Here is a 12,816-nt window from a genome sequence, read left to right as displayed (position 1 = left end):
TCATGAAAAACCCCGATTTCACAACCATTGAACTTAACCTGCCAGTAACCGGCAAGACGGAAAGTTTCGAACCGCGTTTCAGATCCGAAACCGGTAAGACCCCCGAAGATCTGATCTGGGAAACCATGGAACAGATTCCGGTAAAGCCGGTTTTCTCACCCGCTGATCGTGAAAAAACCATTCACACCGGGTATCTGCCGGGTCTTCCGCCGTTTCTTCGCGGACCTTACAGCACCATGTACGTTCAGAAGCCCTGGACCGTGCGTCAGTATGCCGGATTTTCCACAGCCGAAGAATCGAACGCCTTCTACCGCCGTAACCTGGCACAGGGACAGATGGGATTGTCGGTTGCCTTCGACCTGGCCACCCACCGCGGATATGATTCTGACCATCCAAGAGTGGTGGGAGACGTTGGTAAAGCCGGCGTGGCCATTGACTCGGTTGAGGATATGAAAATTCTGTTCAACCAGATTCCGCTGGATAAAATGTCGGTGTCGATGACCATGAACGGAGCCGTTCTGCCGGTTCTGGCTTTCTACATCGTGGCTGCCGAAGAACAGGGTGTGGCTCATGAACTGCTGACCGGAACCATTCAGAATGACATTCTGAAAGAGTACATGGTCAGAAACACGTACATCTATCCGCCGGCTGCGTCGATGAAAATCATCGCCGACATTTTCAGGTTCACCTCGAAGCACATGCCCAAATTCAACAGCATTTCCATTTCGGGCTACCACATGCAGGAAGCCGGAGCCACCGCCGATCTGGAAATGGCCTATACACTGGCCGACGGTCTGGAATACATCAGGACCGGCATTGCATCGGGTCTGGATATCGATGACTTCGCACCCCGCCTTTCCTTCTTCTGGGCACAGGGAATGAATTATTTCATGGAAGTCGCCAAGATGCGGGCCGCACGGATTATCTGGGCACAGGTGATTAAACAGTTCAACCCGAAGAATCCGAAATCGATGGCACTCCGCACCCACAGTCAGACATCGGGATGGAGTCTCACCGAGCAGGATCCGTTCAACAACGTCACCCGCACCTGTGTGGAAGCCATGGCTGCCGCCCTGGGACACACCCAGTCGCTTCACACCAACTCGCTGGATGAAGCCATTGCCCTTCCCACCGACTTCTCGGCACGGATTGCCCGCAATACACAATTATACCTTCAGGATGAGACCAATATCTGCAAAGTGATTGATCCGTGGGGTGGTTCCTATTATGTTGAAGCACTCACCGATGCCCTGCTTAAAAAAGGCTGGGAACACATCAATGAAGTGGAATCGGTTGGCGGAATGACCAAGGCCATCGAAGCCGGCATTCCGAAAATGCGGATTGAGGAAGCAGCTGCCCGCCGGCAGGCCCGGATCGACTCGGGGAAAGAGACCATTGTCGGGGTGAATAAATACCGCCTCGAGAAAGAAGACCCGATTGATATTCTGGAAGTGGATAATACGGCCGTCCGGTTGTCGCAGATCCGTCGGATTCAGGAGGTCAAGGCAAGCCGCAAGGAAGCTGAGGTAAAGGCCGCTCTGGAAGCCCTGACTGCCTGCGCATCGGGTGGTGATGGCAATCTGCTCGACCTGTCTGTAAAAGCGGCCCGCTCACGCGCCACACTGGGCGAAATTTCAGAAGCACTCGAAAAAGTTTGGGGAAGGTATCAGGCTGTGATCAGAACCATTTCGGGCGTGTACAGTTCAGAATACGGACAAGGTGATGATGATTTTGTCACGAAGGTCCGGACGATGACCGATGAGTTTGCCAAACGGGAAGGCCGCCGTCCGCGTATCATGATTGCCAAAATGGGTCAGGATGGGCATGACCGTGGTGCCAAAGTGGTTGCCACTGCCTATGCCGATATGGGATTCGATGTCGATGTCGGTCCGCTTTTCCAGACACCTGAAGAAACGGCCCGCCAGGCCGTGGAAAATGATGTTCACGTGGTGGGAATGAGCTCACTGGCAGCCGGCCATAAAACCCTTCTGCCGCAACTCATTGCCGAATTGAAAAAGTTAGGTCGCGAAGACATCATCGTGGTCATCGGCGGTGTGATTCCGGCACAGGATTATGACTTCCTGTATGAACATGGTGCCACAGCCATTTTCGGCCCCGGAACCAAAATTCCGTTCGCCGGCATCAAAATCATGGAAGAAGTCAACCACCGCTTTCATTGACATCCCGTAACCGGGCACCATCTGATTCACTCAGGAAGTGCCCGGTATCACTTCCCCTTTACCAATACGGGTTTTATCCGGCCGGATTGTGCGGTATTTTTATACCATGCACTTCCGGAACCGGTTTTTAACCATACCGCTCTTACTGCTACTGCTGATTTCCATCTCTGATGCATCCGGTCAGATTCTGGATTCCCGCGAATTCGTCATTACCCGATATAGCATGAACGAAGGGTTACCTCAGAGTTCAGTCAATGACATCATTCAGTCCCGGGACCGTTATCTATGGCTGGCCACCTATGGTGGCCTGGTCCGGTTCGATGGGCATTCTTTCACCACCTTTGATCGGTTCAACACACCTGGAATGAGTTCCGACCGGGTACTCAGTTTGTTTGAATCCGGAGACGGTTCCATCTGGATGGGCACCGAAAATGGTTTTATTCGGTTTGAGGATACCGTCGCGGTCCCCTACTTCATCAGGCAGCAGTCGCAGGTCTATTCCCCGCTCATGGTGGAAGAGGACAACCGCGGAATTATGTGGCTGACTGCCAATGGTGTGATTTACCGCTTTTCAGATTCCCTGTTTGTCCCCCAACCCATTTACAACGACTCACTGGCACGGGAACGGGCACTGGCCAATCCATATGGAGTGTTACTGGCCCACGACCAGCAGATTTTTAAAACCCTGGGTGATTCGGTTGTTCAACTCTGGGACCTCTCAGACCTGCTGAAGTATAAAATTCAGACCATTCGTGAATTTCCGCATGGATCAGGTGTCCTTTTTGTGGGGACCGATGGTGATGGAGTCTGCCGGATTGAAAACGGCCAGTTTACCCTTTTTTCTGAATCAGCCGGGCTTCATTCACGTTATGTGAAATCGTTAACCATTGATCGGAAAGATCAATTCTGGGTGGTCACTTACAACGGAATTTCGAAATGGAGCGGAAAGGAGTTTACCCGGTTCACCAGTCAACTCAGCGATCGGCCCTTTCAATTCACCACCCTGTTTGAAGGTCTTGAAGGCAATTACTGGATCGGAACGCCTGATAACGGCCTGATCAAACTGAAACCGGCCCCGATCCTGACATACGATGAATCGGACGGTCTGAAAACCACCAACATGCTGTCCATGGTCCGGTTAAAAAACGGAACCATTCTGATGGCCACCAATTGCGGTGGTGTCTATGAACTCAAAAATGGAATAATCAGACAATCCCCTGTTAATCAATTCCTGCCGAATCTTTGTGTCTGGTCGGTATTTGAAGACTCAAAAGGTCAGATCTGGTTTGGCTCCAGAGTGTTGTACCGAACTCAGGATCCCGGTAAAAAGGGTGTAGTGTTTAACAAGGAGGCGGGATATGGCGGCGACGAGGTTTTCGCCATCACCGAAACCAGGGATGGCAACATTTGGATTGGCTGTCTGAACGGATTGTATCGCTGGAATGGTGTATCATTCATGCATTTCACCACAGAAGCCGGTTTGCACTATAACGACATCCGCAGTCTGTATCAGGATCAATCGGATACACTCTGGATCGGAACCTCGGCTGGTCTGAATTATTTTGTGAACGGTCAGATCGGCAGAAAGTCTCTGACCACCAATGGACATACTGAGCCCTATATCCGCGCAATTTATAAACAACCGGATGGAACCCTTTGGATCGGAACGTATGGCAACGGATTGATCCGTCTTAAAAATGGACAACGAACCACGATTACCACCCGGGAAGGTCTGGCCGATAATATTGTGTCACACCTCGTTCCCGATTCAACTGGGAATTTCTGGATGGGGAGCAACCGGGGTATTTTTCAGATACCGATTGCCAGTCTGACTGATTTTTCGGAAGGGCGGAAGTCGCAGGTATTTTCAATTTCCTACGGAACCGGTGATGGCATGCGATCCGCAGAAACCAACGGTGGTTTTCAGCCATCCGTGGTCATTGCTTCCGATGGTGATCTTTTGTTCCCCACCGTTCACGGGGTGTCCCGGGTAAGGATCAGAAAGATTAACACCCACCCCGACCCCCCTCCTGTATTTATTGAGCGGGTCGGATCCAACGGCAAATCCTTCTCAGGTAATCAACTCATTGAATTATCCCATCAGAGTGCCCATCTGGATATTCGATACACCGCCGTTACCTTCACCGACCCAACAAAAGTGCGGTTCCGGTACCGTCTGGAAGGACTGCAGGATAACTGGATTGAAGCAACAAACTCGAGAAATGCAGTTTTTCCCGGGTTGCCGCCCGGCGACTATCAATTTCGGGTTATTGCCTCGAACCATCTGGGCATCTGGAATGAAGAAGGTGCCGTTGTTAACATCAGTGTGCTTCCCCCTTTCTGGCAAACCTGGTGGTTCAGGCTGATCCTGATCACTGGCTTTTTATTCATCGGACCTGCCGTTTACTGGTGGCGGGTGTCGGCCCTTGAAAAGGAACGCCATCAGCAGGAGGCCTTTGCCCAGCAACTCATTGACTCGCAGGAAGCCGAGCGCCGGCGCATTGCCGCCGATCTGCACGACGGCCTGGGACAGCAGATTCTGGTCATTAAGAACCGGGCCGACCTGGCTCTCAAGCACCGGGACCTGAATGCAGAAATTTCTGAGCAACTCGAGGAAATCAGAAAAAATGCCATTTCTTCCATACAGGATGTCCGGCAGATTTCACACGACCTCAGACCGGTTCATCTGGAACAATTCGGATTGACCGATGCGTTGAACTCGCTTTGCGACCAGATTCAGTCCACTTCAGAAATTGAATGGAGTTACCACATTGATTCCATTGACGGATTGATTCCGCCAGAGAAAGAAATCAATTTTTACCGGATTATTCAGGAAGGGACCAACAACATTCTGAAACATTCAAAAGCCAGAGAAGCCTCTGTCATGGTTCGCTCTCTGGATGGAGTGCTTCATGCAAAGCTCTGGGACGATGGATCCGGTTTCAGGCCTGAACAGCGGACAGGTCGCGGGCTGGGCCTTTCGGGGATGCAAGAACGCGTGAAAACCCTGCGCGGAGCAACCATGGAAATTCAATCCTCACCGGGTAACGGAACTGTAATAAAAATCGCCATTCCACTTCAGTATGCCTGATCCGAAATTATCTATCCTGATTGCCGATGACCACGAACTCGTCCGGAAAGGTCTCCGGCATTTTCTGGACTCCCTGGCCCGGTTCGACATCACCGAAGCCCCTGACGGACTGACCGCTTATAACCTGATCTGCACGTCGAAACCGGCCATAGCCATTCTTGATGTACAGATGCCCGGCATGACCGGGCTGGAAATTGCCGCAGCCGTTTCCAGTCAGAAGGAACCTGTAAAAATCATCCTTCTCACCATGTTTAAAGATGAATCGGCTTTTAACCGGGCCCTCGATTCGGGTGTGAGAGGTTACATTCTGAAGGAAAACACGGTCAACGAGATACTGGATTCCATCAACCGGGTGCTGGAAGGCGGACATTATGTGAGTCCCGCACTGAACAGTTTTCTGGTTAACCGGACCACCCGACAGACAGGCACCGATTCATGGGTTCCTTCATCAGAGTCACTGACCAATTCCGAGATCAGGGTACTTAAACTGCTGGCCACCATGAAGACCAACCAGGAAATCGCCGAGGATCTGTCGGTCAGCATTAAAACCATTCACAACCACCGCAACAACATCTGTGTCAAGCTGGGATTGAGAGGGACTCACGCCCTGCTGAAATACGCCATCGAAAACGCCAACCGGTACTGACCAACCCTTTTCCGACCGTTTATCCCCCATTTGTAGGTAGTAGTACCTAGTAAAATGAGTACTTCTGCCTATACTCCGGTTTCCTAAATCCTGCCATCTTCATGGGTAACTACCGAAGGCCCGGCTGAATGAAACTGCTGATCGTTGATGACCATTCCGACATGCGAAAAACCCTCAGGACGATTGTCCAGGCGGGAGAAACCAGTCCGGTCGACTTTATAGAGTGCGATAACGGCGAAGAAGCCATCCGTCTGTTCAACATTCATCATCCCGATTTTGTGCTGATGGATATTCAATTGGGACGAATGGATGGATTTACTGCTTCCGAGCAGATTTCAAAACTCCACCCGGACGCACGGATCATTTTCGTTACCAGCCACCAATCTCCATCCTTCAGAAACCGGGCCATGAAACTGAACGCCATCGGAATGGTCCTGAAGGACAACCTGACCGAACTGACTGCCCTTTTACATTAAACAAACCAAAACGAGGAACCCATGAAAACTCTGCTACGACACTGGTTACTACCCATTATTGCGATGTTTTTAACATCCGCAATGGTGATTGCTCAACCTACCGTCACCTCAACAACACCCGCAAAAAATGCCATCAACCAACTGGCATCCACCAATATCCAGATTCAATTCAGTGAGGAAATGAATCAGGGTTCCCTGACAACCGGAACCATCAAGGTGTACGGCAGCATGACTGGTTATCATGCCGGTTCAATTTCGTATAACGCCGGTACCAATACAGCAACGGTTAATCCGTCAACCGATTTTGAATCGGGTGAGGTGGTAACTGTTACCGTTACAACCGGAGTAACCAATGGCTCTGCAGTGGCGCTGTCTGACGCATACAGCTGGAACTTTACCACTGCCAGCTCGCCCAGTGGAGAGTCCTACACATCCACCAATTACACAGTTGGATATGGACCCAGGGAAGTCAGAGTGGCCGATGTGGATAATGACGGTGACAACGATCTGGTGACAGTCAATTATGATTGGGATAATGCATCCGTCCTGAAAAACAACGGGGATGGAACCTTCGCCACCAAAACCGATTACCCTTTGGGTGATAATCCGACACAGATAACGGTTGCAGACCTCAACAATGACAGTTACATGGATATCATTTCTGCAAACAGCTTCGGTCTTTCCCTGTCGGTTCTGATCAATAACGGAAACGGAACCTTTGCGGCGAAAGTTGATTATGCCACTCCTTTTCAGTCGCGCAGCCTGATTGCGACCGATGCCAACGGGGATGGATATCTGGATCTGATCGCACCGACCGAACGCGATGACTCGGTCTCTGTATTTATCAACAACGGAGATGGCACGTTTGCAGATGATGTTGAATACTTTACCGGTGACGGACCCTTTGGCGTGACGTCGGCCGATGTCGATGGCGATGGAGACCTGGACTTGATTACCTCCAATTATGCATCCAAAACCATTTCGGTTCTTCCCAATCTTGGAGACGGAACCTTTGGCAGCAAAACCGATTACAGTACCGGTGAGGCAGGACGGCATCTGACCTCTGCTGATTTGGATGGTGATGGCGATGCCGACGTGATTGTCGCCATTATTTCCGGTGCATCAAGCGGAAACATTGCCGTATTGAAAAACAACGGAGACGGAACCTTCGCTGCCAGAGTCGATTATTCCATGCCATTCGGTGCCTTTTACCCCAATGCACAGGATGTGGATGGCGATGGAGATATCGATATTCTCTGTGCAAATTCTGCTCCTGGAAGCAGTGTGGCCCTGTTAAAAAATAACGGTAACGGCACCTTTGCCGCCAAAGTCGATCTGGTCACTGGTTTCAGCACCTTCAGTGTGGCTGCAGCCGATCTGGATGGTAACGGGACGATTGATTTAGCCACCGGACAGTCAGGCACCAATCAGGTTACTGTTAAGCTGAATATTGTTCCGCCGACCGTGTCTTCCACAACGCCAACGGCTCAGGCCATCGATGCAACCACCGACGGCAACATTACCATCACCTTCGACCAGGCCATGTTTGCCGATTCGATCAATGCACGGACCATTCTCGTTAACGGTTCTCAATCGGGAAATCATGGTGGCAGTCTTTCCTATAACAGCGGAACGTATACCGCCACCTTTAACCCAACCTCTGACTTTGTTCCGGGTGAAAAGGTATCCGTTGTGGTGACCACCCGTGTTCAGAACAGCCAGCGTGCGGCCATGTCTTTGCCCTATGTGTTCCAATTCAATACGGTTCTTAAAGGAGATCTCATATCCAGCCAGAACTCTAAGTTCTTCCCGGGAACCAAGCCCTACGGCGTGGCTCACGCCGATTTTGACGATGATGGTGATCTGGATATGATTTTCCCGAATGCAGAAAAGGACAGCATCACCATTCTGTCCAATAATGGCTCGGGAACCTTCACCACCGCAACCACCCTGTTCACCGGGGCTTCCACCTTGCCAAACAGTCTATCCGTTGCCGACTTCGATCGGGATGGTGACATGGATTTTGTCATCACCCAGTACTTGAGCAACGGCATCAGCGTTTACCTGAACAATGGCTCCTTCTCATTTACCAGCACCTTCTATGGCGCACAAAGTGGAACCACCACCGCTGTTATCGGTGACTATGATGGCGATGGAGATCTGGATATTGCCGTTTACAACCGGATGGCAATCAGTCTTTCGGTGTTTATGAACAACGGGGATGGAACGTTTGCGTCTGCAGCCAATAAATCACTGTTTGCTTCTTCCATGAACAGAATCCGGACAGCCGATATCGACAATGATGGTGATCTTGATCTGTTGATCGGGGGAGAGAGTCAAACCGTGTTTCTCATGAAAAACAATGGGAATGGGACGTTTGCCACTGAAGTCAATCTGGGATTCACCAATATTTCTGACTTTGATCTGGCCGATCTGAATGAAGACGGTAACCTGGATCTGATCACCGTTCATCAGCTCAGTAACAAGGTAACGGTCTCTGCCGGCAACGGTAATGGAACTTTTGCATCAGGAACCGATTTTTCTTTCGTAAATCCATCATCGGTTACTTTTATGGACCTCGGTTACGATGGTGATACCGATATCATTGTTGCCGCACAGGATGGAGATTTTTATGATGAAATCCATTACCTCACCAACAACGGTTCAGGAAGTTTCACCAAAGAATATGGCTTTTATGCTTTGTTGACGGGATATGAATATTCGTATCTCGGATATCCTGTACTTTCCACCGCTGATATCAATGGGGATGGCGATCTGGATCTGGTTCAGACCAGCCGGCTGAACAGCTACGTGGCTATTTATCAATCGTCCGATTTTGTAACGGTGACCTCGCTTTCACCAGCACCAAACTCGATTGATGTGTCTGCTTCCACCTCCCTGACTGCTACCCTGAATTATGATGCAGATCCGGTAACCATCAACAGCACCACGGTGAGGCTGATCGGGTCCGGTGCCGGGCTTGTTGCCGGTTCGGTTTCCTTTGATTCACCCAGCCGGACCATTACGTTTGATCCAACATCAGACCTTAAACCCGGACAGACTTACATCCTATCCGTATCCGATTCGGTTTCCAGTCTGAACGGAACCCATCTGTATACCGGACGATCGACCGAATTCACCGTGGCCACTGCCGGAGATGGCAAAGGCCATTTTGTGTTGGGGAGTACCCTCACGTTCGATAACGGGACGTATCCCGATCAATTAGTTGTTGGTGATCTGAATGGAGACGGGCATCAGGATGTTGTGGCCACGACCGGTTATTACGGAACCGGATATGTGCTGCTGAACAACGGAGATGGAACCTTTGCAGCTCCTGTTTCCCTGGGTTATTCAAAGGCTTACATTGCCCATCTGCGGCTGGCTGATATGGATTCAGATGGCGATCTGGATGTGGTTATTGGCCGATCCGGTAATTCAAGTCTGGATGTGTTATCCAATAACGGCAGTGCTTCCTTCACTGAAGCGGTTTCTTACGGTTCATTTGCTACTTATTATGATAACCTGCTTGCCAAGGATATCAGCAGCGATGGATTTGCTGATCTGATTCAGCGATATGGAGGATCCAGCGGACCGATTTTCGCGATCAATAATGGCAATTGGACTTTCAATGGTGATATCAAACAAATAGACTGGAGTTCATCCGACCTCGAGATCATTGACCTCGATAATGACGGAGACCAGGATTTTGTTATGTCTTACAGTCAGAACGGATATTCCCGGTTGGGGATTGCCCTGAACGATCGGACCAAAGCCGATGGGTACCAGCAATTTGGTGAACCCTATTTCATTGAAACCGACCTTGCTCCCAAACTGATTAAGGCGGCCGATTTTGATTCCGATGGCGATGTGGATTTTGTTGCCACAACCACCGATGGTCTTTCCTTTTTCATCCTGAAAAATAACGGAAACGGGACGTTTTCTGCACAACCTGCCACCCCGGTTGAATTGGCGATTAAATCGTTTAACATCGGCGATCTGAATGGCGATGGCGACCTGGATCTGGTGTTTACAAGCAATGAGCACGACAGCAACAGCAAAACATACATCATGGCTTACTACAATTCCGGCACCGGATCGTTCAGTAACTCGGCTTCCTTTACGATTCCGGAGTACTATTTCAGAAGTCTGAATCTGGCAGATGCCGATTCGGATGGTGATCTGGATTTTGTTACCATTTACGGTGGATATGTCGGCCCGGATTTTCTGTTAAAGCTGGGTGTTTACGAGAACACCACGGCCGTTGCGCCTACGGCAGAAGCAACTGGTGTGGCTTCCTCGGGGAATCTGGGGTCAAAAATCACCCTGAATTGGACAAAAGGTGGCGGAAGCCGACATCTGGTCGTCGTTAAAGCAGGCGGCGCTGTAAGTACCACACCTGCTGATAACGGGAATTACATAGCTGATTCCAATTTTGGTTCGGGCAGCGATCTCGGTGGCGGCAACTTTGTTGTCTATGCCGGTGGAGGCAATACAGTAAACCTCTCTGGCTTGTCATTGAATACCCAATACCATGTGGCTGTATTCACCTTTAATGGAAATGAAGGCGACGACGTGTTTTACACAACCAATGCCGCAACTGGTACCTTCACCACCAATTCCAAAGATGGCTACCCGTTTGCAACAACACCGGGAACCGCCTTGTCCTTTAACGGATCCTCCTCTGCAGCGGAATTTTCTTATGAAACTGAGCTGCCAAAGGACATCACCATTCAGATGTGGGTGAAAGTGGCTGATTCCTCGTCCGTTGCTGCCTTCTTTGTCAGGGGAGACTCTCAGGGTATTGCCGGTGGTGATCGTGTTAAAGGACCAGATAGTAAACCATTAACAGATGGGAAAACCGATGAGCGTCGTTCCATATCAAAAATGACCTCATCAGGTGAGTCAGAGTACTACTATCCCATTCATCTCGGCATAAATGGCGGATATTTATATGCCAGTATTTATGATGATGATGCGGGTGACCCTGTTACCATCACCGGAACGGATCTTGTCAGAAGCAATCAATGGTATCATGTGGCACTGACGATGCACAGAGATGCTGATGATTATTCGAACGGGACCTTTTATGTGAATGGAAATTCGGTCGGTACTTACAGCAACGTGTACTACAACGACTATGATTACAGTTTTGTACTTGGGTATGATGGGGATGTGTATTTTGCTGGACAGGTAGATGAGCTACAGATCCGTGACAAAGTATTGACCGCTCAGGAAATCCGATCTGGCATGCATACCACCTTAAGCGGATTCCCGGAAAATGTTCTGGGATACTGGCAGTTTAATGACGGCTCGGGAACCACTGCCTCGCAACTGATCAATAATCAGCTCTTCTATCTGGAAAATGTTACCTGGGTAACTTCCGGCGTGCCCATCGGTGAAGGGTCAGCAACTATTACCACCGGCGTAACCACCGGAGAACAAACAGTTGGAAATGCCACGCTTAACATGAGTGATGGATTCGACAATCCGGTTGATGTGGTGGTTTCTGAAGTGACTGCTGCACCTAATTCATGGCCGGAAGGTTACTCTGCGGCCGTTGGCGGAAAATATTTCGTGATTGAACTCTTCGGCGATCCGGGTACGTTCTCGGTCGATCTGACCCTGAACTTTGGAGAAGGGGTGCTGGATGAAGTGGTTGACCTCTACCCGCAATCCCTGAAACTGTACAAACGCAGTTCCACCTCAACTGGCGCCTGGACCGATCTGGGTGGTGCATCCTCTGCCGATCATCAGACCGGTATAGTTACCTGGACAGGAATCACCTCGTTCAGCCAGTTCTTACCAGTGTTTGATGAATCGACGGTTCCTGTCGAATTGTCTTCCTTTACGGTAACTCCTGCAGATGGACTTGTCCGTCTGAACTGGTCCACCGCGACCGAGACAAACAATTCCGGTTGGGAAATTGAGCAACGCGTCAGTACCAGCACGGTGAAGGGCACGTTTAAATCGGTTGGATTTGTCGCCGGAAAGGGCACAACCACCGAAGCTCAGACCTATCAGTTTTCTGTACCGGTAACGGCAGCAGGTTCCATCGATTTCCGTCTGAAACAAATCGATACCGATGGCACGGTTTCCTACTCACGGATCCTGTCGGTTGACATGAAACCAACGGTTTTTGCACTGGGGCAAAATTACCCGAATCCGTTTAACCCGGTCACGGTAATAAATTACCAGTTGCCGGTAAAGAGTAAAGTGAGCCTGAAGGTTTATGATGTCACCGGCCGTTTAATCACCACCCTGGTGGATGGTCAGATTGAAGCCGGCGTTCATTCGGTGACCTTCAACGCTTCCGGACTTGCAACAGGTGTCTATTTCTACCAGATCGAAGCCGGTTCCTTCCGGTCTGTAAAAAAACTCACACTGGTGAAATAAAAAACAGGCATAGAAATCATAAAATGCGCT

At 50.0% G+C, this 12,816-nt stretch carries 5 protein-coding genes; all 5 read left to right on the top strand.

The window, feature by feature from the left end; translation table 11 throughout:
- Positions 1-2: 2 nt before the first annotated feature.
- The 5 genes from scpA (at position 3) to HUU10_09665 (ending at position 12,786) form a co-directional block, all read left to right on the top strand.
- Complete coding sequence (gene scpA, locus HUU10_09685; GenBank protein NUQ81868.1) at positions 3-2,180, top strand: methylmalonyl-CoA mutase; 2,178 nt, start codon at positions 3-5, stop codon at positions 2,178-2,180.
- An 88-nt stretch (positions 2,181-2,268) separates the two neighbouring features.
- Positions 2,269-5,271 carry a hypothetical protein gene (locus tag HUU10_09680; GenBank protein ID NUQ81867.1) on the top strand — a complete coding sequence of 1,001 codons (3,003 nt, stop codon included), beginning with the start codon at positions 2,269-2,271 and terminating at the stop codon, positions 5,269-5,271.
- A complete protein-coding gene (locus HUU10_09675) occupies positions 5,264-5,917 on the top strand; it encodes a response regulator transcription factor (GenBank protein NUQ81866.1) in 654 nt (217 codons plus the stop codon). Before HUU10_09680 ends, HUU10_09675 begins: the two co-directional genes overlap by 8 nt.
- Positions 5,918-6,045: 128 nt before the next feature.
- Complete coding sequence (locus tag HUU10_09670; protein NUQ81865.1) at positions 6,046-6,393, top strand: response regulator transcription factor; 348 nt, start codon at positions 6,046-6,048, stop codon at positions 6,391-6,393.
- Between the two features lie 21 nt (positions 6,394-6,414).
- Entirely contained in the window at positions 6,415-12,786 is a 6,372-nt protein-coding gene (locus tag HUU10_09665; protein NUQ81864.1) for a VCBS repeat-containing protein, read from the top strand.
- The last annotated feature ends 30 nt before the right edge of the window (positions 12,787-12,816 follow it).

Source organism: Bacteroidota bacterium (assembly GCA_013360915.1).
Taxonomy (GTDB): domain Bacteria; phylum Bacteroidota; class JABWAT01; order JABWAT01; family JABWAT01; genus JABWAT01.
The sequence above is the reverse complement of the archived record's forward strand: the minus strand, read 5'-3'. Positions and strand labels throughout refer to the sequence as shown.

Excerpts from the sequence above, each read along its gene's own strand:
- scpA (NUQ81868.1), top strand. The coding sequence starts at position 3 with ATGAAAAACCCCGATTTCACAACCATTGAACTTAACCTGCCAGTAACC.
- HUU10_09675 (NUQ81866.1), top strand. The coding sequence starts at position 5,264 with ATGCCTGATCCGAAATTATCTATCCTGATTGCCGATGACCACGAACTC.
- HUU10_09670 (NUQ81865.1), top strand. The coding sequence starts at position 6,046 with ATGAAACTGCTGATCGTTGATGACCATTCCGACATGCGAAAAACCCTC.
- HUU10_09665 (NUQ81864.1), top strand. The coding sequence starts at position 6,415 with ATGAAAACTCTGCTACGACACTGGTTACTACCCATTATTGCGATGTTT.